Annotated in this window: 29 protein-coding genes and 1 tRNA gene; 6 read left to right on the top strand and 24 right to left on the bottom strand. The window is 32.0% G+C overall.

The window, feature by feature from the left end:
* Positions 1-340 precede the first annotated feature (340 nt).
* Positions 341-1,306, top strand: a complete 966-nt coding sequence (locus HX049_RS05245) for an SMP-30/gluconolactonase/LRE family protein (protein ID WP_286414562.1) — start codon at positions 341-343, stop codon at positions 1,304-1,306.
* A 115-nt stretch (positions 1,307-1,421) separates the two neighbouring features.
* Entirely contained in the window at positions 1,422-1,895 is a 474-nt protein-coding gene (locus HX049_RS05240; RefSeq protein ID WP_286396136.1) for a DUF4265 domain-containing protein, read from the top strand.
* Positions 1,896-1,968: 73 nt separating this feature from the next.
* On the opposite strand, the gene HX049_RS05235 is transcribed toward HX049_RS05240, so the two are convergent.
* The 4 genes from HX049_RS05235 to argS all read right to left on the bottom strand — a co-directional run bounded on the left by HX049_RS05235 (position 1,969) and on the right by argS (position 8,350).
* The gene (locus HX049_RS05235) at positions 1,969-3,630 is read right to left on the bottom strand and encodes an MBOAT family O-acyltransferase (RefSeq protein ID WP_286396134.1); all 1,662 of its coding nucleotides are present in this window, start codon (positions 3,628-3,630) and stop codon (positions 1,969-1,971) included.
* A 4-nt stretch (positions 3,631-3,634) separates the two neighbouring features.
* Positions 3,635-5,065 (bottom strand): LysM peptidoglycan-binding domain-containing protein, encoded by a 1,431-nt coding sequence (locus HX049_RS05230; RefSeq protein WP_286414560.1) that lies wholly within the window; start codon positions 5,063-5,065, stop codon positions 3,635-3,637.
* Positions 5,052-6,509 (bottom strand): hypothetical protein, encoded by a 1,458-nt coding sequence (locus HX049_RS05225; protein ID WP_353653712.1) that lies wholly within the window; start codon positions 6,507-6,509, stop codon positions 5,052-5,054. Before HX049_RS05225 ends, HX049_RS05230 begins: the two co-directional genes overlap by 14 nt.
* 62 nt (positions 6,510-6,571) lie before the next feature.
* The gene (gene argS, locus HX049_RS05220; RefSeq protein ID WP_286414557.1) at positions 6,572-8,350 is read right to left on the bottom strand and encodes an arginine--tRNA ligase; all 1,779 of its coding nucleotides are present in this window, start codon (positions 8,348-8,350) and stop codon (positions 6,572-6,574) included.
* A gap of 408 nt (positions 8,351-8,758) precedes the next feature.
* Here argS and HX049_RS05215 point away from each other — a divergent pair, with 408 nt between their 5' ends.
* Both HX049_RS05215 and HX049_RS05210 read left to right on the top strand, forming a co-directional pair.
* The gene (locus HX049_RS05215; protein WP_286414555.1) at positions 8,759-9,595 is read left to right on the top strand and encodes a helix-turn-helix domain-containing protein; all 837 of its coding nucleotides are present in this window, start codon (positions 8,759-8,761) and stop codon (positions 9,593-9,595) included.
* Positions 9,596-9,684: 89 nt separating this feature from the next.
* Positions 9,685-10,233 (top strand): YbhB/YbcL family Raf kinase inhibitor-like protein, encoded by a 549-nt coding sequence (locus tag HX049_RS05210; protein ID WP_286414552.1) that lies wholly within the window; start codon positions 9,685-9,687, stop codon positions 10,231-10,233.
* 207 nt (positions 10,234-10,440) lie between these two features.
* On the opposite strand, the gene HX049_RS05205 is transcribed toward HX049_RS05210, so the two are convergent.
* The 5 genes from HX049_RS05205 to HX049_RS05185 form a co-directional block, all read right to left on the bottom strand.
* On the bottom strand, positions 10,441-10,677 hold the full coding sequence (locus tag HX049_RS05205) for a hypothetical protein (RefSeq protein ID WP_286414549.1): 237 nt from the start codon (positions 10,675-10,677) through the stop codon (positions 10,441-10,443).
* A gap of 198 nt (positions 10,678-10,875) precedes the next feature.
* Positions 10,876-11,226, bottom strand: a complete 351-nt coding sequence (locus tag HX049_RS05200; RefSeq protein ID WP_286414548.1) for a hypothetical protein — start codon at positions 11,224-11,226, stop codon at positions 10,876-10,878.
* Positions 11,227-11,393: 167 nt separating this feature from the next.
* Complete coding sequence (locus HX049_RS05195) at positions 11,394-12,365, bottom strand: DUF6266 family protein (protein WP_286414546.1); 972 nt, start codon at positions 12,363-12,365, stop codon at positions 11,394-11,396.
* A 986-nt stretch (positions 12,366-13,351) separates the two neighbouring features.
* Complete coding sequence (locus HX049_RS05190; protein ID WP_286414545.1) at positions 13,352-13,972, bottom strand: GNAT family N-acetyltransferase; 621 nt, start codon at positions 13,970-13,972, stop codon at positions 13,352-13,354.
* A 130-nt stretch (positions 13,973-14,102) separates the two neighbouring features.
* Positions 14,103-14,321, bottom strand: a complete 219-nt coding sequence (locus HX049_RS05185) for a hypothetical protein (RefSeq protein WP_286414543.1) — start codon at positions 14,319-14,321, stop codon at positions 14,103-14,105.
* A gap of 293 nt (positions 14,322-14,614) precedes the next feature.
* Between HX049_RS05185 and HX049_RS05180 the strand changes: the two genes are divergently transcribed.
* Complete coding sequence (locus HX049_RS05180; protein ID WP_286414540.1) at positions 14,615-14,902, top strand: hypothetical protein; 288 nt, start codon at positions 14,615-14,617, stop codon at positions 14,900-14,902.
* 58 nt (positions 14,903-14,960) lie between these two features.
* Here the strand turns inward: HX049_RS05180 and HX049_RS05175 are convergent, their stop codons facing one another.
* From HX049_RS05175 to HX049_RS05110, 14 genes are all read right to left on the bottom strand, one after another.
* Positions 14,961-15,596, bottom strand: coding sequence for a DUF6046 domain-containing protein (locus HX049_RS05175; protein ID WP_286414538.1), 636 nt, complete (start codon positions 15,594-15,596; stop codon positions 14,961-14,963).
* On the bottom strand, positions 15,572-15,970 hold the full coding sequence (locus tag HX049_RS05170; RefSeq protein ID WP_286414537.1) for a hypothetical protein: 399 nt from the start codon (positions 15,968-15,970) through the stop codon (positions 15,572-15,574). The genes HX049_RS05175 and HX049_RS05170 overlap by 25 nt, the downstream gene beginning before the upstream one ends.
* Before the next feature lie 10 nt (positions 15,971-15,980).
* Positions 15,981-16,256: a hypothetical protein gene (locus tag HX049_RS05165; RefSeq protein ID WP_286414536.1), complete on the bottom strand. Its 276-nt coding sequence runs from the start codon at positions 16,254-16,256 to the stop codon at positions 15,981-15,983.
* Positions 16,257-16,263: 7 nt separating this feature from the next.
* On the bottom strand, positions 16,264-16,920 hold the full coding sequence (locus HX049_RS05160; protein ID WP_286414533.1) for a hypothetical protein: 657 nt from the start codon (positions 16,918-16,920) through the stop codon (positions 16,264-16,266).
* A 5-nt stretch (positions 16,921-16,925) separates the two neighbouring features.
* The gene (locus HX049_RS05155; protein ID WP_286414531.1) at positions 16,926-18,017 is read right to left on the bottom strand and encodes a Clp protease ClpP; all 1,092 of its coding nucleotides are present in this window, start codon (positions 18,015-18,017) and stop codon (positions 16,926-16,928) included.
* Between the two features lie 5 nt (positions 18,018-18,022).
* Positions 18,023-18,349 (bottom strand): hypothetical protein, encoded by a 327-nt coding sequence (locus tag HX049_RS05150; protein WP_286414530.1) that lies wholly within the window; start codon positions 18,347-18,349, stop codon positions 18,023-18,025.
* A complete protein-coding gene (locus HX049_RS05145; RefSeq protein ID WP_286414528.1) occupies positions 18,336-18,674 on the bottom strand; it encodes a hypothetical protein in 339 nt (112 codons plus the stop codon). The genes HX049_RS05150 and HX049_RS05145 overlap by 14 nt, the downstream gene beginning before the upstream one ends.
* A 19-nt stretch (positions 18,675-18,693) precedes the next feature.
* Complete coding sequence (locus HX049_RS05140) at positions 18,694-18,960, bottom strand: hypothetical protein (protein ID WP_286414526.1); 267 nt, start codon at positions 18,958-18,960, stop codon at positions 18,694-18,696.
* Between the two features lie 23 nt (positions 18,961-18,983).
* Positions 18,984-19,313: a hypothetical protein gene (locus tag HX049_RS05135; protein ID WP_286414524.1), complete on the bottom strand. Its 330-nt coding sequence runs from the start codon at positions 19,311-19,313 to the stop codon at positions 18,984-18,986.
* Complete coding sequence (locus tag HX049_RS05130) at positions 19,285-19,917, bottom strand: hypothetical protein (protein WP_286414522.1); 633 nt, start codon at positions 19,915-19,917, stop codon at positions 19,285-19,287. The genes HX049_RS05135 and HX049_RS05130 overlap by 29 nt, the downstream gene beginning before the upstream one ends.
* Positions 19,918-19,919: 2 nt before the next feature.
* Entirely contained in the window at positions 19,920-20,810 is an 891-nt protein-coding gene (locus tag HX049_RS05125) for an ATP-binding protein (RefSeq protein WP_286414520.1), read from the bottom strand.
* 5 nt (positions 20,811-20,815) lie between these two features.
* On the bottom strand, positions 20,816-22,846 hold the full coding sequence (locus HX049_RS05120; protein WP_286414518.1) for a hypothetical protein: 2,031 nt from the start codon (positions 22,844-22,846) through the stop codon (positions 20,816-20,818).
* 412 nt (positions 22,847-23,258) lie between these two features.
* On the bottom strand, positions 23,259-23,549 hold the full coding sequence (locus HX049_RS05115; protein WP_286414517.1) for a hypothetical protein: 291 nt from the start codon (positions 23,547-23,549) through the stop codon (positions 23,259-23,261).
* 547 nt (positions 23,550-24,096) lie between these two features.
* Positions 24,097-24,327, bottom strand: a complete 231-nt coding sequence (locus tag HX049_RS05110) for a hypothetical protein (RefSeq protein WP_286414516.1) — start codon at positions 24,325-24,327, stop codon at positions 24,097-24,099.
* A gap of 63 nt (positions 24,328-24,390) precedes the next feature.
* Between HX049_RS05110 and HX049_RS05105 the strand changes: the two genes are divergently transcribed.
* Positions 24,391-24,951: a helix-turn-helix domain-containing protein gene (locus tag HX049_RS05105; RefSeq protein WP_286414515.1), complete on the top strand. Its 561-nt coding sequence runs from the start codon at positions 24,391-24,393 to the stop codon at positions 24,949-24,951.
* A 745-nt stretch (positions 24,952-25,696) separates the two neighbouring features.
* Here HX049_RS05105 and HX049_RS05100 read toward each other — a convergent pair.
* Positions 25,697-25,771, bottom strand: a tRNA-Val gene (locus HX049_RS05100).

Below are 25,771 nucleotides of genomic sequence, written 5' to 3'. Positions count from 1 at the left end.
TCCCCAAATCTCATTCAGCGTATAACGAACCTCCTCATTTGCCTCTAACCAAATTTCATTAGCCTTTCTGTGCTATGCAATTTTGTAATTGCCTATTTGGTTATACACAAGCTTGTTTTAAAGTCTTCAATACCTAATTTCTTAAAAGCCAGAGAAACTGCTTCTGTACTTCTATTACTAAAATTCAGTATTTCCATAAATATCTTTTCGTTTGTTAAATATACCTCTTTTACATGAATTAGATAACATCCACTTATTACTAAATTTAATATTACTATCGCAATAGTTACTGTAACATTTTTCACTATATTTATTCAATATATTTCTAAAGCAACTGATTATGAATAAGAATCTTAAACATAATAGTACACAAACTAAAAGAGGTAATAGAATAGGAGAAATTGAAATCATCAACCCTATAGCGCAACTGATTTTTGATGACAATGCTTACACCGAAATAATTGCTAAAGAGTTTCAATATGCTGACTCACCAGTATGGATAGAAGCAGAGAATTTATTAATATTTACAGATTTTCCGAATAAGCGAATCCACTATTGGAAAGAGCATTATAAGGATACCAAAACATACTTGGAAGATATTGACTTCATCGGTCAGAATACTAAAAGTGGAGAACTTGACTCTAGTGTTTTAGTATTTACTAATACCGGAGAGATATCACTCTACCTCTATGGAAAAGAGAAAATTGCAAAAATGAGTGCTATAATCAGAGAGCCTAAATTTAATTTTAACTCTTGGATAAATAACCCTAAAAAATACCGACTAACAGCACCCTCACATTTTACAGAAGATAAATCAGGCAATCTATACTTTACTGACTTAATAACTAAAGATCAGCAAACAGCTAAAAAAAGTTACTACGGAATATACAAAATCAATAATAAAAATCAACTAGAACTTTTACTAGAAAGTGTTCTAGTACCTAAAGGAATTGCATTATCACCTGATAATAAGACCATTTATATCTCTTATTGGCAGGAAAAGAAAAGTTTCTTATATCGATACTCTATAGATAAAAAGAAAGGTATTATAGGAGATCCTGTCATATTTGATTACACCCCATTTATCAGTGATATTAATGATAGACCTAGAGGTCTAAAAGTAGATAAGTTTGGCAATATATTTACGGCTGGTTCTAACGGAATATGGGTATTTAATAAAGATCTTGAACTTATTGCACGTGTACACTTCTCAGAACTAGCAACTAATTGTGTATTCTCAGACGACTATAAAATATTATATATCACAACTAATACTACATTACTCAAACTTAAACTGCGAAACTAAACACAAAAAAGACTGTTTTCGTATTATATTTTACAGTTTGCCTTATCTTTGACCCCGAATAGAAACAATGTAACTATTCGGTGATTAAAACAAATAGAATAAATATTAGTACACAATGGAAGAGCAATATCAACAAATCTTAGTTAGATATTATAGTGATGTCTTAGAAGAAAATACGGTCGAGACTTTTTGGGGAAAGACCATAGATAAAGAAAAAGGATTATACCAAGTTGATAATATCCCTTTTTACGGTCCTGATTTTTCATGTGATGATATTATCTATGCAGAATTTGACGAAACAGAAAATACACTTACATACCGTTATGTAGCTACTGCTTCTGGTAATTCTACAGTGCAGGTTATTGTTCAAAAAGACAATTATAACAGAGAAGACTTATACAACGAAATATTATATGCTGGTACAGAGATAGAAGTATGTAGTGACCAATACTTTGTAATTAACATTCCTAGCAAAACTGACTATCGAAATGTATATGCTATCTTAGGAGCTTTAGAAGAAGAAAAAGTAATAGAGTTTGCAGAACCGTTATTATCTCCTAAGCACAGTGCTGATTTAAGACAAAAATAACCTTTATTGATAATACAAAAAATGCCCGACTCATTAGAGTCGGGCATTTTTATTTATCTTAAATCAAACACTTTTAGAATTGGAAATAAATAAATGGTTGTGGTCCTGCTGTTGCAGTTGCATAAACAATCCAAAACACAAAGCCAAGTACTACTGCCTTCACAAACATTGGCGCAACATTAAACATCTGATGAGGCACACTCATCCATGATTTAGGTATATAATGCCACACAAAGCCAATACCAATCAGCATAAACGCATTTTTATACCCCATAGCAATAGTAGTCCAAGCTTGCCAATCAAATTCTATACTAGCAATATTATTAATAACATTTAATGCCGTATCAAAAGATGTTGCTCTGAAGAATATCCAACAAAATGTTACAAAGTTAAACGTTAAGAATATAGAGAATATTCTCCATAAGAAATTAGGTTTAACTCCTTTTGCTCTAGGAAATAGCTCCATAATAATCTTATGGATAGCTAAAGCAATACCGTGTAAGGCTCCCCATACAATAAAACGCAAACTAGCTCCATGCCATAACCCTCCTAATAACATAGTCGTTAATAAGTTAAAGTTAGTATACATATTTTTCTTCTTGTCTTTTGCTAACAAGAAGGTTAGACCAAAGACAACAATAGATGCTACAGCTAAGATTAATGGAATAATACTTTCATTCATATAGTAGATTCCCCATCCTAAGATACCTACAAAGAATAATCCTGGAAAGAAATACCCCCCGAAACTTCCTTTTCTATTTCCTCCCACTGATATATATAAGAAATCTTTTAACCAAGTAGAAAGCGATATATGCCATCTCCTCCAAAACTCAGTAATAGACATAGACTGGTAAGGCACATCAAAGTTAACTGGCAATCTATATCCCATCAATAATGCTATACCAATAGCCATATCTGAATATCCAGAGAAATCACAATAAATCTGGATAGCATAACCGTAAGAAGCCATTAGATTTTCAAAAGCTGTATAACTATTTGGTGCATCGAATACACGATCCACAAAATTTATAGAGATATAATCAGAAATAACAGCTTTCTTCAATAATCCTCCTATGATTAACAACAATCCTTCATTCACATAATCTCTTGACACATAGACATTCTTATATATTTGTGGCAAAAAATCTTTTGCACGAACAATAGGCCCTGCTACCAGCTGTGGAAAGAACGAAATAAAGAATAAGTAATCTAAAAAGTTCTTCGTTGGTTCTATCTCTTTTCTATAAATCTCTATAATATAACTAATAGATTGAAACGTAAAGAACGAGATACCCACAGGCAGTATAATATCATCTAAATGTAACTTCGTATTCGCAAAGAAATTAACTCCGTCCAGAAAGAAGTTTGTGTACTTAAAGTAACCTAATAACCCTAAGTTTACTACAATACTAATGGTTAAGAGTAATTTCTTCTTCGCTGCATTCAAGGTATGATTAATAATATTAGCAAAGTAGTAATCCATTAAAGAGGATCCTATCAAGATAATAAAATACATTCCACTAGACTTATAATAAAAGAATAGAGAGAATAAAGTCACATACAATAAACGAATGTGGAAGGTTTTTCTCATCAAGATATAGAAGAGATAAAACACAATAAATATTCCTAAAAATAAGCCTGAATTAAATAATAAAGGTTCTTTAGGATTAAAAGTAAACCAATTGATTACTTGATCAATAGTTATACTTGGTATTTCAATATTAAATAGACTCATTTAATTAAAAAGCACTATTTTGTTTGACAAATTGGTTATAAGCATCTATAAGAGCCTCATAGAATAGATCTCCCGTATATTCATACCCTTTCACGGTATAGTGTACAAGATCTTTTGACAACATTCCGTTCTCTCTTAAACTAGACAAGCCTAGTGTTGCTCCTAGATTATAATATAAATCCCAGATAGCATACTTCCCATCTATTCCATTAATGATTAACTCATTAGATAATTCTGCTGCTACAGTATTCGGCTTATCTTTAGAGAAATAAGACGGTGGAGGTGTAGTCAATAACACACTTGCATGAGGTGCTACTTTCTTTACTTTAGCTAAGAATATATTGACTTGTTCTTGAAAATCTCTACCACTCATTCTATCGAAGGACTCATTCGTTCCCATAGACACAATCACTAAGTCTGGTTCTAACCCTCTAAGTTGCTTAAAGAACAAATCATATTTAGTATAATCAGAGAACCTTGCTCCATTCACCCCTATAGTATGATACAGCACCCCAGGTTTATCATTCTCTAGTACCACACCATTTAGGTCATACGCTTCAGCCTGTTGATTAGAGTAGAAATAGATACGATCTAACTCCTCTCCTAACTCAAAGGTGTAGAATACATCATTCTTCTCTCCAGATAACTCATTAAACATATTATTAGACACCGCCACAGATTCTCTCTGCTTAGTAGGAATACTAAGTCTCTTACCTGCATGAATGGTGTTCGTCTTCATATTATTCGCTTTCTTAATCTCAGTAACAGTAGTGTTATACTTATTAGCGATAGCGCCTAAAGACTCTCCTCTTTTTATCTGATGAGAAATCTTCTTAGGGGCAGTTGATTCTAAGAAAACCTTTTGACTAGCTGTTCCTACATTAAACTCCTTTTTATTAGAAGGTGTAAAAACTTTCATTCGTGAAAAACCATACGAAGCATCACGCACACTTAGTTCTATGACAGCGTTACTATTATTTGTAGACAGCGCTATTCCACTTAGTCCTACCTGTGCATCCTTTACCGGAAATATATTTCTGTAACTACTCCATTCTGCATTAGAAGAATATCTAACAAGAGAGTTACCATTAGTCTTAGCTAATTTATATGGAAAGGCAAATCCCAATCCTCCATTACCAAATCTATCTTGAAGTAAAGACCTCATTCTTCCACTAAAAAAATCAGCTTGAATATGAGAATCACCTATATGAACAATGTTAATCTTCCCTTCCTTAGAACGAGTCATCTTCTGAACTTTCTCAAAGAAAGTTTTCAATTGTTCTGCGTAATAAATCTTATTTCCTATTCCTTCTTCATTCACAGTTTCTACCTCTTCATCACTAAACTCATTAGTACGAAGTGAACTAACCTGGGCAAAAGAACCAATATGAAATAAAATACCTACAACAAAAACAGCAATTTTATTCCTTTTCATTTTCTATTTTTTGTTTAGAACTATCTTCTCTTACAGCTTCTTTTTCTGGTTGCTGAAGAGAATCTACTTTCTTAACAGGCACATGACCTGCGTGTTTCTTTTTATAATCTGCATACCCTTCCTCTAATCGAGCAAATATCTTGCTTGAGATATCAGAAGCTCCTCTATGATTAAAGTGTGTATAATCTTTATTCGCTTTTGCAGGTACCTCTTCTACCCATTTGACCATAGAACCATTTCCTCCCATAGCCTCATATAGGTTAAAGAATCCAGCATGAGCTTCCATAGCATATTTTCTCTGTGCTTTCATCAGTGGTTCTACAGCAGCATCTGTCTTCATCACACCTTCTACTTTAGATGATTTATCTGCAGTAGATATTACTAAAATACTAGCATTAGGAAAACATTGTTTTAAATGCTTCACTACATTCCCCATCTTCTTCGTATACCATGAGTAATCTAGAGATCCGTAGTTTAAAACATTAGCACCATAGTGTAATACGATTAGACTATAATCTAAATTCTTTTGATACTTCTGCATTAAGCTCACTTTAAACAACGATAGTGGTAACCCAGAATTACCTCTGCTAGAGAAGTTATCTACCTGTATCCCACCACCTGCACTAAAGTCTACACCATATATAGGAATAGAATCAGCGTGTTTAAATAGTAGTTTAACATCTTTAATATTGCCATCGGCTATCTTCAGTTTATTTAATTCTGAACTGATGTTTAACTTCTTAACAATAGTATCCTTATTTATAATAACTGCTACTTCCCCTCTTTTATTATTAGAGCTTCCATAATAAAGTGTTGGATTATAAAGCATTGTCATATTTTGCATCCTACCTGCTGTGTAGCTCACCCAAGTAGGTTTAACTGTATCTTTTACAAAATACACCTGTCCTGATACCCCAAAAGGCTTCTGAGGTCTTTTGACATTTAAGTAAGATTGCATCTTGAAGTTATTCGAATACTTATGGATAACAGATAATCTAGACTGTGCAGATTCAGACATAATAGGCACATAACCTACTCCCATACCTCCATATTTATTCTGATAGTTCTTACGCAGATCTTGTACGATTAAATCTCCATCCGTCATCGAGTCTCCATAATAAGCGATACGGACACGTGCTCCTTTTTGTTGTTCTAGAGCATACAGTTTTGCAAAGAAATTCTCCAGATACGCCATTCCTTTAAAAGAGCTAAAATCTTCGTCACTAGTAAATACATCTTCTGGAACGATGATTACATTCTCATCATCTATTCCTGTTTTTTCAGTCTTCAGACTATCTTTAGTTACTAGCTTCTCTTTTTCTATGCCTTCTAGCGCCTCTAGCATCAGACTATCTACTACAATATTACTTGTAGGAAGAGCCTCTTCACTAAATAACTTTTTAGGCAAATTCCCTTTAAAAAATAAAAAAAAGCCACTTGCCATTACTATAATGGCAAGTGACTGGTATAGGTATGATTTCTCTACTTTCACAAAAAAATATAAGATTACATTCGGTCTGGTACAGCGATTCCCAATAATGAGAACGCATCCTTAATCACCATTCCTACTTTTTCTGACAATTGTACTCTAAACGCTTTTAATACAGCATCTTCTTCTCCTAGAATAGATACCGTTTGATAAAAAGAGTTATACTCTCTTACTAAATCATATACATAATTAGCTACAAGAGCAGGGCTATGTGTACGAGCAGCATCCTGAATCACTACAGGGAACTCCTCTAATAACTTTAATAGTTCTTTCTCCTTAGGGTCTAATGTGATCCCTTTTATTTCTGATGTATAATCGAAGTCTGCCTTTCTTAAAATAGATTGGATACGAGCATACGTATACTGAATAAACGGTCCTGTATTACCTGCAAAATCAACTGATTCTTTAGGGTTAAACATCATCCCTTTACGAGGATCTACTTTTAGAATAAAGTATTTTAATGCACCTAAGCCTATTGTAGTAAATAGCTGAGCACGCTCTTCTTCAGAGTACCCCTCTAGCTTACCTAATTCTTCTGAGATAGACTTAGCGGTGTCTGTCATTTCTTGGATTAGTTCATCTGCATCTACTACAGTTCCTTCTCTACTCTTCATCTTACCTGATGGCAACTCTACCATTCCGTATGATAAATGATATAAACTCTCAGCCCAGTCAAAACCAAGACGTTTAAGAATTAAAAACAGAACCTTAAAGTGATAATCTTGTTCATTACCTACAGTATATACCATACCACCTACATCGCCAAAATCATTTACACGCTGTATAGCAGTACCGATATCCTGTGTCATATATACAGAAGTACCGTCTCCACGAAGTACTAACTTCTCGTCTAATCCTTCTTCTGACAAGTCTATCCATACAGAGTTATCCTCTTTTTTGAAGAATACTCCCTGCTCTAGACCTTTCTCTACCTCATCTTTACCTAATAGATAAGTATTGCTCTCATAGTACACTTTATCGAAGTCTACTCCTAAGTTTTTATACGATACTGCAAAACCGTCATAAACCCACTGATTCATTGTTTTCCACAATTCGATAACCTCAGGTTTATTATGTTCCCAATCTACAAGCATCTGCTTTGCTTCTTTAATGATTGGAGCTTCCTTCTTAGCTTCGTCTTCAGACATACCTTGAGCCATTAATTCTTTGATTTGGCTCTTGTACTCTACATCAAACTTCACGTAGTAGTTCCCCACTAGCTTATCTCCCTTAAGTCCTGTAGACTCAGGAGTCTCTCCATTACCATACTTCTGCCAAGCCAGCATAGACTTACAGATATGGATACCTCTATCGTTAATGATCTGTGTTTTATAAACTTTTTTACCAGAAGCTTTTAAAATCTCAGCTACCGAATATCCTAATAAGTTATTTCTAACGTGACCTAAGTGAAGAGGCTTATTCGTATTAGGAGAAGAATATTCTACTAATACAGACTTATCTCCTGGTGTAGGTGTTACATATCCGAAGTGCTCTTCACTGCGTATTGCATTAAAGAAATCGATATAGTAACTATCTGAAACAACTAAATTTAAAAAACCTTTTACTACATTAAACCGTTCTATTACAGAAGTATTCTCTACTAAGTACTCTCCTATCTTAGTACCGATTTCTACTGGGTTTCCCTTAATCTGTCTTAGAAAAGGAAAGATAACTACAGTAATATCACCCTCAAACTCTTTTCTTGTCGCCTGATACTCAACTTTCTCTACAGTAGTACCGTATAATTGTTGAATCGCCTTCTCTATCTGCGGAGTTAAAATCTGATTTAATGTCATTTTGATTAATTTAATTAAAGGAGCAAAGATAATTTATATTTCTTCAATTAAAGAAGAGTACACAAGGAATTTAAACATTTCCTTTAGAATTTATTACCATTCCCTTCTTAAAACCAACTATCTAAAATACAATATTTTATTTCAAAAAACAACCCCAATATTCCTATTAAAATAAACAAACAATTGTTAAAGCATCTCATAGACTAATCAAAATTCTGCTTACATATTCATAAAGTAACATCAATCCTCCTAATACTTACTCAACTAAAAGTTCTAATAAATACAATTATACTCCACCTGACAATTCCCCCTCTTTTCACTTCGCTTATTTTACTACATTTACTTCACCTAATAATACCTATTTATAACAATAAAATAGCAAGACTCATGTAGCCTAAAATAAACAGAATGAAAAGTATCCTTCTTCCCAACGACTTACTCACTGATATCAACGAACAGATAACTATATTTGATTATCATACTAAACAGGAGATAGCTAAACAACAAGTTATTTTAAATCAAAACACTTTTAGTTTTTTAGTTGAAGGAACAAAGGAAGTATGGTCTGACAACTCTTTTGAAGCACTAGATAACTCCAAATTCATCCTTATGAAAGCTGGTCATTGCCTAATGACCGAAAGACTATCTAGTACAGCTAATTACAGAAGTATCCTCTTGTTTTTTGACCATGAATTGATACTTAACTTTATCTCTAAATACAACATAGAGCTAGTAGAAAATAAAACTACTCACTCTATCCATACTTTTAACTACGATAACTTCAGTAAAAGTTTTACAAAAAGTCTAATGGATATAACTAAACTCTCTCCTTCTATACAGAGGAGATTACTTACCGTTAAACTAGAAGAGATAATGCTATATCTCATTGAGATCAACGGAACAGCATTTCTTCAATCCTTTATAACTAACAACAATAATAAAAGTTTAAAGTTCACACAGACAATAGAAAAGAATATCTTAAACAAGCTCACTCTATCTGAGCTAGCCTTTCTGTGCAATATGAGCGTATCTACTTTCAAACGAGAATTTGAAAAACACTATGGTGATTCTCCTAGCAGATGGTTTCAAAACAGAAGATTAGAATATGCACATACCCTGCTCACACAGCATGTAACTACTGCATCAGAAGTCTATCTAAAGGTAGGTTATGAGAATGTATCTAGCTTTATACAAGCGTATAAAGCCAAGTATAATATCACACCTAAACAAAGTCAAAAACAATGAACTTCTAGCAACATTTTTTGACCCAATCCCGCTAACTCCTACTATAGACCTTACTATAAATTTGCCCTAAACATTTAATCATAAACACAATGAAAGTTGCAAATTTTATAATCGGACTAGCACTAACACTATCGACTAGTGTTTTTGGACAGAACACCTTTACGTTATCTAGTAAAGATCTAGGTGGAGAAACAACTAAACAACACGAATTTAATGGTTTTGGATGCGATGGAGAGAATCAATCTCCTCAGTTATTTTGGCACAATGCTCCTAAAGATACCAAGAGCTTTGCCATCACGATGTATGATCCAGATGCACCTACGGGAAGTGGTTTTTGGCATTGGGTAGTCTTTGATATTCCTAGCAATATAAACGAATTAGTAACAGATGTAGGAAAAGTCAACTCTCCCCTATTACCTAAAGGTGCTATACAGAGCCTCACAGATTATGGAATAAAAGGTTTTGGTGGACCATGTCCTCCTGTAGATCATGGATATCACCAATACATCATAACAGTACACGCCCTTAAAACGGATAAACTAGGACTAGATGGAAATACTACTCCTGCCATTGTAGGCTTTAACTTATGGGCAAACACCATCGCAAAAGCGAGTATTATAGCGTACTATAAACGATAATACATATTTATAAATAAGCAAAGCGAATCCTGATACACCAGAAGTTGCTTTGCTTATTTTTTTATTACAGAGTCCATCCACTAATAACTATTTTGCCACTCATAATACCCTCTCCATACATATTCATACACTTTCAAAATAGGTTCCCCCATGAAAGCTCTGTTGTCTATGATTTTCATCATCTCCTCTAATAACCTCATCATCATCTTATCTACCTCCCATCACCCTAGCTAATACTCTACCTAAAGTTTTTTCAAAGCCTTTGCGAACTACTTCTGCTCTTTCTTTTTTATCTAACCAACCTGTCATTTCTTTATTAAATGCTCGTTTAGAAGGAACTCTCACATATACCTTCTCTCTTTCCTCTAGCTCCTTATCCATCATAGACCTTCTTACACTATACATCTCTTCATATCTATCTCTCACAGATGAGTTCTGTTTCACCTTAAAGTTTGCGTAGAACCTCACCTCTGCATTTATTAAATACAGCTCAGGACTTCCCTCTAAATATATGATAGAAGCAGGACTCGCAAAGTGAATAGTAGATAGGACTGACTGCCCCTACATACAAGGCATTCCCAGTAAAATCAACAAACAAAAACACACTTTACCCATAGTGCAACTCTATTTAAAAACCTACAATTAAGGCAATATTCCGATAAGAAGATCGAGAAATAGGTTCTGCAAAAAGCTTAAATCCTGATCATACTCTCTTACATATCCTTTGTCTGGAGACACATCCACAGCCACTCCGTTATTAAACTTAACATTCCTGTTCAACAAGCGATACTTATTGTACATCAGTTCTTCTAACTCATATTTCTCTTCATATCTATTAGTCTTAGCGTAAGTATGCTTTATTTTAAAACTAGTAAAAAATCTCACCTGAGAATCCTCTAAATACATTTTAGGATTACTGTTGAGATAAAGCATAGAGGCAGAACTAGTAAAACTAGGCTTAGACAAAACAGCCTGCCCGTATATACAAGGCATCCCAATCAGTAATAAAAAATATAAACACATACACTTCATAACTCAAAAATAAGACTCTTTATTAAATAATAACTGTCAAAATATTTCATTATCTCATCAAATATTATTTCTAATATAGATTACATCTTGATAACATCAGTAAAAACACAAATCAAAATAATAGACTCTTAATCAGACTTCTGCGATGGAGGCATCGCTTCCAGTATAGACCGAGGTTCTCTTCCTTCTTTTTTATCTACGACTTTTGCTTGCCTTTCCCTTCTCTTCTCACTTCCATAGAAGCCAGGTGGAGCCCACTTCTCCTTAGATGTATCCTCTGTGAGTATTACTTTCTCAGGCTCTATATACTGCTCTACATCTATTGGTACTTGTTGTTCTATACTCACACTTTTAGTAGATACTACAGGCTTATTCACCTCTCTTTTCTCAACTATTAATTTCTCATTATCTATTTCCTCCTTTTCATCCCTCACTTTTTGCTCATTATTATCTCCTAACTCTGTTATCCCGTGATAAGCGCTTGTACTGATTACTTTATCATCTGCTGATTTCCACACACTCCAGAAGTGAACCTTCCCTTCTTTCCACTCTTTAGGTAGATCGAAGTGAACATACTTATCCTCCCTCTTTGCGATCGCTCTTATCTCTGCTACTAAATCTAACGATTCGCTATAAGCTACGATAGATAACCTATCCGTATCTTTAGTCAATACATTCGTGATACTATTATCCCATTGTACCTTTATACGTCCTGTCTTCAGTTGATTTATTTTCTTGATTACTGCAGGTGGTAGCGGCCCCATCGACACTAATACCTTCGCAATGTCAATACATGGTTCGCCTTCTACATTAACGATTCCCTCTTTCATCAACATAGAGATCAACTGCTCTTTTCCTGACGCTAGTTTATTATTCAGTAAAACCTGTGGATAATGTTCGTTTATAAAGTCTTTAAACTTACTCACAAAGCTAGATACCACGCCTAGTTTACTGCGCTGAAGCACTTGAGCTTCTGTAGCTAGTATATTTGACTTCTGAGGCTTAGAACGTATAAAATAACGCCCTCTCCACATAAACCCTACTACTGTACCCACTGTACCGTGCACCCCTCCTAATATTCCATCTTTTATCTCTGCCATAGTTAGTATTGTTTTTGATTGACGCAATTAGTTTGTCAAGGCAAATCACCACTGTCCTCTACCTGTTCCTAATTATCTTTTCCTAATTTTTCTTATCACAAGATATAAAAAACAGAAATACAACTATTTAACTAATCAAATAGCTTTTTAAAGAAAAACAAAGACTATTTATCAAGCATCAACTCCAATACTCTCTCAAAATAACAATTAACAAATAATTCGTTTTGACAGATTAATGTTTGTGCTAACTCTATCTAAACTTTTACTTCATGAAGAATTCTATATCAATAAGAGAAGCATCCATCGACTAATAATTCCCTAGTCCACTATTCATGGACTATACTCCACGAATAGTCGAGGGACTAAAGACAAACACCGACTTATAAAGGGATAGAACGGTATATATGCAAAACAGAACAATTATATTATAAAACGTACAACACTGAAAAACAAGCAAATAAGCAAAAATAGAGTACAAAAAAAGTATAGTAATATTTCATATTTATTTCATACAGAGACCACTATCACTAGAATATCAACTAAAAAAGGATCTAGAAAAGCTACTCCTAAAGGCTATATAGCTATACTAAGAAGATAATATGAAAAAAAGGAGTGTTTATTTTTTAAAGCAAGTAAGTCTAAAAAGAAGATTACAACTTTGATTAACAGATCGTGTATATACGATTAGACTCAAAAGAATAGTGAGATACATCGATGTACTAAAACTATAATCACGAAAACGGAATGTACCACTTTAAGAAACGGAATGTGCCACTTTTTTGTAAGAGATTAACGTAATATCACATTTAAAAGTGTATTTTCTGTGTCTCTATAAAGCATATAAAAGCAAAAAGCTAGTAAATCTACTAGCTTTTTTTATGACTATAAGTGTTGTTTATAGCCTTTTAAAACTATTCACTAACTCTTTATATCAATAACACAAAAAACACGCTTAAAAAGCTATTTAAAGCTTTTGTTATATCGCTTTAATTCTGTTTAATAACCATTTCTATCTCACCTAACATCTTTGTAGGATCAGGTGTAAATAATGTACACGTAAAGCCCAAAGACTCATAAAAAGGAATTAACCAAGAAAAACTATCTTGATCAACTGGAGACAGATCTCCTTTAATTACATTAACACCTTCGTTTTTCATATTTTTAATGAATTGTATCATTAATGCTTTAGCATACCCCTTTTTAATAGTATAGGATATTAAATCGTGAATCTTTACCACCTTTTTAGCTTCATCAAAAATATTTGAGTAGAATATATGACTATCTCTATAATGATAAGTACTATCACTTCCATATAAATTTAGGGTTGTTCCTGATGTTTGAGACTTTGAGATAAATACAATCTCATAATTTTCTGTAAGTGAAACATCACAATTCTTAAGTTTATCTTCTTGAACAAACTTAGTAAACCGTTTTTTTTGGTTGCTTATCAAGGTTAGTTCTTCAGCATATTCCTTATTCTGTTTCTTTAACTCTGTTATATCTGCATATAATCTGTTTTGAGTATCATTTAAGCGCTTTAAATCTTCTTTTAGTATAAGCTTAGCTAATGGATAAAAAACATAGATATTTAAGCAAATAAAAGGCAAATATAAAAAGTGTAAAATTATCCTCCACATCATTTTAGTTGTTATTTAATAAATGCATTAGTCATTCAATTACTTTAAATACAAAAAAAGAGACATAGATTTTATTTCTATCTCTCTTTTTTCTGTAGTACTATAAAAGTGTTAGTTGATTTTTTTCTTTTTTATGTATATAAGTCCTTCCAAACACAATATTTTCTATCGTTTTTGGAGATTTATAGAATTTAGCTGCTACAGTATTTAAAATCCACTCTGTTGTGTGCTTTTGCACACCAAACTCTTTTATACTACACAACTTATCAAATTCCTTTTTGATATCTATATGTTGTCTCTTTGTAAGTTCTCTTGCCATAGAACAAATATAAAACAAGTATGTATATAAGTCAAATTATTGATTTGTAGTAAGATTCTCTTTAATGATCTATTTATATAAAAGCCAAAAGCCAACACTAATGCTGGCTTTTAGATCCGAGCTTGACAAACTAAGTTCCCCTCGCTCATTGCAAATGTAAATCAAATATATGATACACACAATTTGTTTTAAAACACCATTTAAATAGCTTATAAATACTATTTAAATAGCCTTTAAGCTGTCACAGCTTAAAACAAAATGCCTTATTAAGTTTGGAAACTAAATTATTGATCATGAATATTACAATAACAATTCTTAAGAATGAACTTGAAAACGCTTCTACAAACCTACTTAATGATGTATACATACTATACAAAGTAAGAAGATTACATTTAATGGCTATCAGTGCAAAACTATGGAACAAAAAAGAAATCGATATAATAAATCACAATCTTAAAGAGCTACTAAATTTAAAAGATCCATATAATTCTAAAAAGAAACTTATAGATACATATACTTGGGAATTGATTATTAAGCATTATAATACATTGTGTGGTTTTGTTGAGAATAAAAATCTATAGAAAACAAAAGAGGGAACTACCTAATAAAAGATAGTTCCCTCTAAAAACAAATGAAATTCTAAAAAATTTTAAATTCTGATGGATTATCACTGAACCATTGCATTTCAAATGAGACAGCATCTCCATCTGATCCTTGAAGGATATTGAAGTTAAAGTCATTTATTACAATATTTTCAATACTGCAAATAGAAAACAAATGACCATTTACTTTTATAGAGTCTGCTAAATTTGTCCATTTGATTAAATCCGTTAACTGATCCATTGCATATCTATCAGGAGTTGTTAAACAAATACCTTTTACATCAATTACCCAATCATCATAACCATAAAGTTCTTTAACTGTTCCACTTGATCCTAAGACGTTTGTTCTAACTATATTTTTAGCTCTTCTAAATTGAAAAACAGTAGCAGGAGGTAAGTTATAGTTTTCCATCTGAATTTTTTCAAGTGTTCCATCTGCTTTATAATTATTATAATTTAATCCTTCAAATTCAGCTTCAAACATTATAGGTGTTCCCATCCAACTATTATTTTTAGCTTTATATTCAAATGGAATTTCATTATTGGTATTTATATCATCATACTTTAAATTGGGAGGTAAAGCATTTTTAAATGCCCAGGGTAAAAAGATAGGAGTATTAATACCAAAAACTCTTTTAAACAAAGCACTTACTCCGATTCTTTCATCAACCATATATTATCATTTTTAATGATTTTGTTTATTCTCTCTAAAAGCGGTTCAGGATAGTCAAAAAATAATATCTTAATCTTTCCGCCCTCTTGAGTGTATGTAAACGTAGTATTCTCTTTAAGTAAGTTAGAACGCTCTTGATTTATTATCATTCTATCCCAAACAGTAAGAAAAGGTTCTTTAGCATCTGAATCAATTTTTAGCATATTTAATAAAACATCTAAACGCTTTTCTTTTAACTCTTCAAATTCCGCTATCCAACGTAAAACTATTTTTTGAGCGACATTAGACTCTTTTATAATTTCTTCTATAGTCTTACCTGCTGTATGCAGTGTAATGACAAATAACTTAATTGGAAGTGTTTCGACTTTTTCCATATACTCCCTATTAATTCATTATTTTTAAATATGCATTTGGATCTATTCGATATAATAGCCCTTTTTCCTCTGGAGACATTGCCTCAATATCTTCTTTTGTCATTCCTTCTATATTACTATTACTTGAATTACTTTCTATATTAGAAGTACCATAATGATTATCGTTAAGCATATTAAACAAATTGATATCTTTTTGAGCAATAGTTTCTAATTGCTGAGGATCATTATCTAAAAAGTAATCTACTCCTTTGGCTAAAATTTCTTTCTTTTCTTGTTCTGTGTACATAGTTCTATTAATTACGATTTCTTAATATTCTCATTTGTCTTTTTAAATAATCAACATTGATTTCAAAATCAACATATTCAGAGTGTAGATCTCCTTTTTTCCATTTTCCTCTTTTTAACATTTCATCATTCGAGATATTATCTAAATTGAAAGGACCTTTAGTTACAGCTTTAAAATTGTTTATTCCTTCACAAATCATTTCTAATGATAGATATAACCTTTTTTCTTCATCTGTATTGAAATAAAGTGTATTGAACTCTGTAATTCGTTCTATTTCTTTGTCAATAATTACTACTACATTTTCTTTTATTAAATACTTTTCAGTATTATATTCTCTATTGGGATTATTTCTAGTAGAGTGTTCCAATACCCTCTCAATAAAATCATCCATTGCTTGTGGTTTTTCTAAAAGCTCATAATATTTGTCAATTTGAATTTTTCTACCACTTATTTCTATTGGTTGATCTCCTGTGAGTTTCTTTGATACAAATTCTTTAGGATTATTAAAAAGAGCTTGTAGATCATTGCCTTCCATTGTTCCTATGTCCATTTGATTAAAATCATCTACAAATTCTTGAAAGTATGACGCTCCTGCTTCTAACTTTTCTACTGCCGAATCAATATAATTCTGATTAACTATTGGCTTTACTTCTGTTACATTCATGTTTACTAATTGTTTTTATAATATTCGTCGTTTAATTTTTTAAATCTCTGTGGGTCGTCAATTGACATCTCATTTAAAGCACTAGGATCATTCTCTAAGTAATCTTCTAACTTCCAATTCCTTCTTTCTTCGATGCTTTCTGAATTGTAAATAGTTCTTGATGGTTTAGGAAGCGTTGCTAATATTGCTTTTGTACCTTCATAGTCTTTAAGAGCTAAATCTATCCATTGGCTTTTAGTATCGGCTGTAATTTGTTTTGAATCAATAAAACTCTGAACCATTGTATAAACTATATTCTTTTCATTTTGTTTATTAGATGATTGCATAGCACTGTACTTGCTAGAGTCTTCTAAGATGGTATTGATCTTTGTTCGTATTTGAGTTTCAGAAGCATCTGAAGGTAGTTTTAAAAGAGATTTAATACTGTCCAAGTCAAATAATCTATGATTGCCATAAGAGTGATTTGCCTTATAAAAAGAAGTTGGTTCTCCTATTTGTTCTTCATTAATACTTGTGATAAACTTCTGTTCTAATGCTTCTTGAGCAGAGAGCCACACATCTCCTTTTGTCCACCTATTTTCTATTTCTTTTTCACTTAAACCTGTCTTATTTGAATATGCTGTACGATATTGACTTGTTAGGTTCTGTAGTAGTTTTAGATCTGATGCTACCTTATCCTCATTACCTTGAATTAACCCATGAGGTTTATGATACATATATTGTCCATTACTAGCCATTTCAAACTCATTACATATTATTGCGAGATAAGAACCTGCCGAAGCGACTAAAGCACCTCCATATCCTTTTATTGTTCCTTTAAAGCGTTTTATTTCGTTTGCTATCTCATTTGCTTCAAAAACATTTCCCCCTGGTGTATTGATATAGAGATTTACATTTTTAATACCCTGTTTGATTAGATTGTCTATCTGCTCTTTAAATGCTTTAGCTGAATTTTGATACTCATGTATCACACCTGATATTCTAATCTCTGCTACATCATTGTTAGCCTCTGCACTAATGTTTAAAGTTTCATTAGATAAAAGATTAGGAAAGATTTGCGCATTTACGTTTTTTAAAAAACTCACTGTTTTATTCATCTGATTTATAATTTTGATTTTCCTACAAATTTGCTTTGTTCAAGTTCTTTTAAAAGTTTCGTTAGATTTCTTGCCTCTATAATTAAGAAGTCTCTTTCAATTGTTACATCTCTTAATCTTAGAGCTATATTTTTAATGGACTCATGAAATAATCCGTTTACTTCATTCCATTTTTTCGCCCAATTACAAGCCGTCTTTTCTGTTATACATGCTTTTTCAGCTGCTTCTTTTTGAGTAGATCCATTTCTCAACATGTCATAAAAAATTTCTTTTTTCAACTCCATTTTTACAGTGTGAGATATCTTAGATGGGGTACTATTATTTTTTTTCATTTTGTCTATTATACATTTTAGTTGTACGTTCAAAGTATTCTGTCATTGATTCATCATCTTCCTTAAATGAGTTCACAAACTCAGGAATACCATTTTTTAACACATACAGATTTGTTTGTAATTTTAATATTGGTAACCAATCTTGAGCAAAGATTCCTTCTCTAACTCCTCTGTTTACATATTCAAAATTGAATTCACTCTTACAGAATAGAGTAGTAATAGTTCTTTGAGTACCATCTTTCATTAAAACATTCGTAACTAATGCATGAGTAGGAACAATGTTTTGAAAATCATTTGGGATTATTATGTTTGTATTGTTTTCCATAACTATTGTATTTAATGGTCTAATAATTAATGATTATTTCTTGTTCATAACAAATAGGATCTAGTCCTTTTGTAGTCATATAATAAAAAGTGTTTTGAAATGAACTAACATTATGTGTTCGTTCTAAACCTTTTCTTATACCTATAGACACTTCTTCAAAATTGATTTCACTCCCATTAAAGATTGTAACCATTTCAGTCTCTAAACCATTTTTAAGTTTAACGTTAGTCACTATAGTATTCTTAAAGATCCTTTTATCTACTGATGCTAAGTTTTCTTGTTCCATGATATGATAGTCTTATATTGATATTAGTTTAGGTTTTGATATCTCAATTTTCTCTTTTTGATTCTTGGCAGAAGTGCACCAGGATAGTTTTTAAAAATCTTACCTGTCACATCTGCGTAAAAAGCATTTTTATCATTGGCAGGTAGATCTATATAATCTTTGATTTGACTTTTAAATTCATCTTCAAGTTTACCGTATTCATGCTTAAAGTAGTTTTGAATACTCTTTGAACATAACATCTCTTGAAACATCACATTTGAAGTACTTAGGCTTCTACACCAATCTATGAATGTGAGTAGCACAGCTTCTTGGTAGTACTTTTTATCAACTTGTAGTATTTTGTGTAACTCCATGATATACTAAGGCTTTTTTATCGTTTATTATATATTCTCCACCTGACCCATCTCTATTGGTTACTAAGGCTTTTAGCCCAATCACTCGGACAATTCTTTTAGCCAATTTTTTAACGAGTTTTCCTACTGCTCCTACTGGTTCTTTTCTGTCTTCATGAGCAATAATAATAAAGAGTGTTTTAGGATAATCTTTAGTTAGCTGGAGTATCATCTTTTTACTAATCTCATCATCATAAGCCGTTAGATTATCTATAAATATAATTTTGGCAAATTCACGTCCTTTAAAAGTTTCTAATAGATCTTCCCATAGGTTATAATCGTAGGCTAAAAACTTGTGTTCTTCTGTTATTCCTATTCGTTTACATCTATTTTGAAAAGAGTGTCCTGTTCCTTCTTCTGCACTTATATATGCTACTTTTTCTAAAAGACTTAGGTACTTTGCAAGTATTAAGGCAAATGTTGATTTTCCATTCTTTTCATCTCCATATATTAACCAATATCCTCCGCGTTCTGGACTTCCTAATATATCTTTCCAAATACCATCGAATTCAAAAGTTTTAAATTTCTTACTATACAATTGTTTAGGTGATATTCCTCTTGCCATAACTATATCATTGTTATTAATGTTTCTAATTTTCTAAGTGTTGATTTCTTGTTTAAACACTGTTTAATTAATCGTCTGACTAAATCAGATTCACAGCCTTGTGCTGTAGCTACTGTACCTATTAATTCAGTATAGAACTGAGTGCGGTCTTCTTGACCTATTGGTACTAAGGTTACATATTCATCACTTAATCGACTGAATATTTCTGCAAAGCCTACTTTATTATTGTTTATACCTCTGTCCATTTTAGCCTTTAATCCATCTGCTCCCATGAAGTACCAACCGCATCCACCTACTGTAGCATTCATATATGATTTTAATTCTAAAAATGCCGTGTGTTCTAAATCTCCTACTTCATCCATAACAAACACAGGTTCTTCTAAGGTGTTTATAAAGTACTTAGTATCTGCATTGATATCTTCTAACTTACCTTTATCATCTATCCCTACAGCTCTTGCAATAGCTTTGATTAATAACTTCTTTGACTTACATTGGGAGCAATCTATATAAAAAGCATTCTTTAATTGAGTACAAACTCTTTTACCTGCTACTGTTTTGCCTATGCCACAATCATCTACTAAGATCATCCCCTTTGCATTTTCCTTACAGAATTTGATATTATCTTCTATCTCATTATAGACTGAGGTTCTTACGAACTTCCATTTGCTTTCTTTCAGCGTTACATTTAGTTTTCTTCCTATTCGTATCCATGAACCACTGTCTAATAAATTCCCCCCTTTACTTGTAGTCATTTTTCCTTGTAACAATTGATTTAGTACAGTGTAGTGGATATCTAATATTCTTGCGTAGGCTTTTTGGTTTCCTCCATAGTTGTCAAATGCTATTTTTATAGCAGTTGTTACTTTGTTTTTATAATCTTGTGTTAGTTCCATATTTTTTATTGTTGAAATGAACGTTTCCAACCATTAATATTGCTTGGTATACTTGGGTTATATTCAAATTCTGTTTCATCTTCAAATACTTCTATTTCTTTTATTTCCTTAACTTCAAATCTTCTTACATTAGGAAAACTAAAATTTCTATTGATTGTCTTAGGAGTATTATCTATGACATTGATATTCTCTATTTTGTTTAGTTGTTGTTTTGAGTAAGCTTCTATAGTTGCTACATAGGCACTTTGTAGGGCTCTTGCTTCTTTGTCTTGTTCTGTTTGTTCTGATATAGCTCTATTGTAGCGTGGCATTTCCATAACTTCACATACATACTTATCATTTATATAAGCGAATGCCTTCATTACATTTCCATCGTTGTCATCTAACCAATACACTACTAAATCTTTCCCTTCTATCATTTTCATTTTCTCTATTAGGGGTGCTCCTATTAGTATCTTTCCATCCTCTGCTATAGCTCTTTTTCTACCTTGTAAAGTGACTTTTGCTACATTACAAGAGGTCTCTGTTTTAAAGCCTATAAAAGGAAGAATGCCATGCCAATTAATAGGTGTTAGTTTATCACTCTGATTACTCATGAAGTAGTCAAATCTCGAAATAGTCTCATCTTTTGGGTGAGGTGAGTTATTCCAATTTTCAAGATCTTTTAATCTATCATTGACTAAATCGTCGTATGGAAAAATCTTTTGCTCTTCTTTACTTAATTGATTGGATTCTTTTTTTGCTGTTGGACGAGCTAACCAACCCATTGCTTTTTTCTCTACATCGTACCTTAGTTTACCATTCATACGTTCGATATATTTACCTCTTGCGTTATTCGCTTCTATCCTTACATTGTTAAACATGTTTCCATTTCTTAATAATGTGTCTTTAAAACTGCTATTCAAACTACTTTCACATTCTAACTCATAAGGCAGTGGTAATCCCCATCCTACATAGTTTCGCACCATCTGTCTATAGAAGTCATAAATAAGTCCTTCTTTTCTTTTACCCCATACTACTGTAGTAAATGTTTGTGAGGCTACATCTAAACCTAAATAGAACCACAATCTTTTTCCCTTAGCATATAAAAAAGGAGGCTGTCTATCATCAATACTTATAAGCGAACTTGCTTTTGTTGGCAGTTCCATATCATGGGCAGGTTTAAAAGCTCCCATATACACCTGTCTATCTCCTGATCTTGACTTATAAGTTGCTATTTTGTTCTGCCATTTATTGATGTAACTCACTATAGTTGATTTTGATATAGGTTTAAAATCTTTTGGATCGTAGATTTCTCCTGTGTCCTCACTATATACCTCTGCATATCCATTGATAAAAGCTTCATAGTATCTTGCTACTTCTGTAGGAGTTGGTTTATGCTTACTGTTTTTAAACATAGCATTAAAAAGCATTTCTTCTCTGTCATATACTACTCGTGCATTCTGTTTTGTTTTACCCTCAGGATCTTTTATTAAAGGGTAATACAAATCTTTTTTACACGCTTTTAAAAGGTCTTTAAATCGTCTTGAAACAGGTAGTGTATGTACTGTTGCATAGTTTGTTTTTAACCAGTGTTGAAAATCTGTCACATCATTTATCAACGTTTGCCATATTCCTTGTAATGAGCCTTTCATCTTTAAACGTTCAGAGATACGAGCTTGTTCTAAATTGATAATTGCTTTCATTACTGATGCGTTAATGATATATCTTTCTTGTTCCTCACTCGATAGATTTATTCCATTTCGTTTAAACTTTGAAAAGTATCGTACTGCTTCAGCATCAAACTCAAAGAATAGTTCTAATGGATTACCTATCTTTCTTGGATCTCCTAAAGCTTCTTTAATATCTTCTTTTAGACTGTCATAATCTATAAGTAGTTTTCTACCATTACCGCCTATTTGTAATCGCTTGATACCATAAGGCTTGTTTTTGTAGCGCCATAGCTCTTGAGATAAGTTTTTTTCTGTATTCCAAAATCTTGGAACAAGCTCTTCGAGTTCTACTGCTACTTTATTTTCTGTCCATATATACGGCATAGCATCTTTTTTTATCGTTGTAGATACTGGTTAGTTTTATTCGAAAATTGTGACTAACCATTACACTATATTCTTTATAATATTTAGTTCCCGCTGTGGTGTCGAAACCACACTAAGCCGTGGCGGGATTTCACTATAATTGAGTTGTCTAATCTTAAATTATAGTGGTATATAACCCTGAGAAAATTATTTTAAGTAAACTATTGTTGTTAAAAGTGATATTGCTTTTAACATTGTTCCCACTGTGGTGTCAAAACCACACTAAGCCGTGGCGAGATTTCACTATATTTGAGTTGTCTAATCTTAAAATAAATGACAATGAATACTTTAAAGAAATTGAATGAGGATATCGAAACCTTAATTATTGAAACTTCGTTAAATACCGCTCATATCAAATCCTTAACACTTGCTTTTAAGGAGTTAGCGTCTCATGTGTTGACTGAGGACGAAGCCACGAGCCTATTTGATGGCTATTATCATACCTTATACGAGAATTCTGTAGAGCAAATAAATCACCTCTCCCAATCTGTTTCCCCTCATCGTATTTTGAACGAATTAAGTGACTTGAGGTTATTTCTGAACCTCCATTTAAGTAAAAACCAGTGAGTTCTTTTTTTATAGTTATTCCCAAAAACTTAGTTTTATGTACGACAATTACTATCTTCTTTTCGCTATCTAAATAAAATTGTTTTGTTTTTTTCATAGTGCTATTGTTTTTTGTTTAGTTCCCGCTGTGGTGTCGAAACCACACTAAGCCGTGGCGGGATTTCACTATATTTGAGTTGTCTAATCTTAAATTATAGTGTTATGTTATCTAACAGTGAAAAACTCTTTGAACAAGCGATTGTTATTAAAAATGATGTTACCTCTCGTTTACTTCCCAATGTGTTAAATAATGTTATTCTTGTTTCTGCTTCTTTAATGGCTCTTTTGGTAACTCTATCAAATCCAAGTACGAGCAACATTCTCCTTTTTCGATCTCTACTCTGTACGTTATTGTGTGCCATCTTCTTTGGAGTATTGTGCTATATATTAATAACATTCGATTTTTACACATTGGGCACAAAGGTGTCGGCTGAGGCAATAAAATCAGCCACTGATCGGAGAGAGCCAAAAGCTTATATACGCAGTGGAAAAATCTTTTACTATTCCATTGTATTATCCTTTGTATTGACTTTAGTCTCTTTTTTAGCTGCTTTAGTTTTGTTATTACTTTATGCATGGGACTTTAAAGTGAAGTAGATTGATAATTATAATCCGTACTTTAAGAGTTCCTCTTTGGCTTTTTCAGCTTCTTCTAATAAGTCAAAGTAGATCTTAGCTTCTTTTAAAATTTTAGCTTCTGTGAAATAGCCAACATTAGCACCAAGAAAGTATGTTACTACTGTATTATAACTTAACCCCGTTTCCTTAGCAATCTTCTTTTTAGCTCCATGAGGTAGTTTTTTTCCTAGCTCTTGTATTTTTTTGTTACTTTGCATAGCTTATATTAATTATTAATTACAAGGCAATATTACAAAAAGTAATTTTAAATTACAAATGTTATGAATAATTACAGTAAAAAAATAAAACAAATAAGAATTGATTGTGATTTGACACAATCAAAGTTTGCTGAAAAACTTGGGGTGACTAGAGGAGTTATCGCTCTAATTGAAACAGGTAAAAACAAACCAACTGTTGATATTTTAAATAAAATAAAAGACACTTTTAATGTAAACTTACTCTCAAGTGAAGAGTATATTAAAGAAGATGTATTAGAAGATAAACGCTTAACATCTATTGATTTTAGTTTAATAATGACTTATGAAGATAATATGAGAGCATTATATTTCCTATGTAACCTTCTGAAAAACAATAAATATGAATTTAATGATAAAGAAAAGAAAGAATTGTTTTTTTACGAATCAATACAAGAGTTATTACATGACATTCAAACGAATAAACTAAAAAGACAGGAGAATCTTTTCTATGAAAATTTAGAACACATTCTAAGAGTAGATATATATAGGGTTTTAAATCGTTATTACCATAAAATTGAAGAAGTTTTAAAAATAGATGTTGTTTATAGAATGGATGATATTTTAAATGATCAAAGAACAAGTTAGATCTGTATTGTTTTTAATGAAATTAAAAATAACAAATTGTAATTATTAATATCATTAAATGGATATGCATTTAGTGAATGCGATATTAAATATTGTCAATTCTATTGTGTGTGTAATGTATTAAAATTAACTAAAAATCAAAATACTGATTTTCAATTAATTAATACTCATAAACAGTAATATCAAATGTTTTTATCCTATTTGAGTTTTGTGTTTTAGTATTTTAATAATGTTATTTTATACTTTATCATATTTTAGTGAGTATAATTTTTAATACTATTTGTAGAACCAACTGTAGAACCAACTGTAGAACCAAAATAATAAACAATGTTTTACTAGGTTTAATGAAGTTCGTTTAGTAGTATGATTAAAATGCTATTATTAGATATTATTAAACTTCTTATCTACACATAAAAAACCGCCTTATAAGCTATTTTAAGCACTTATAAGGCGGTTTTTGTACATTTGTATAGCTCTAATAGTAATAAAGCTTTCTATTTATTTTAATCTTATACTTTTAATGGAAGATAAATGGTAATTACTGGTAATAAAAAGAAGTTTTGGAACATTCCGTTTTTTTCTAATTTTCGACCTTTTTTGATGTAACCTATTGATTTTGTTGAGTTTTTCGACCTTTTTTATATTCTATACTTTGGTACATTCTCTTTTACCCCCTATAAAACAATAGAACAATAAACGCTTTAGGTCAAAAAAAAAACTTCACTGTATAGTGAAGCTTAAGATGTGGGCGATGAGGGATTCGAACCCCCGACCCCCTCGGTGTAAACGAGGTGCTCTGAACCAACTGAGCTAATCGCCC

Origin of the sequence: Myroides odoratimimus, assembly GCF_030326305.1 — a bacterium.
Taxonomy (GTDB): domain Bacteria; phylum Bacteroidota; class Bacteroidia; order Flavobacteriales; family Flavobacteriaceae; genus Flavobacterium; species Flavobacterium odoratimimum_A.
The sequence above is the reverse complement of the archived record's forward strand: the minus strand, read 5'-3'. Positions and strand labels throughout refer to the sequence as shown.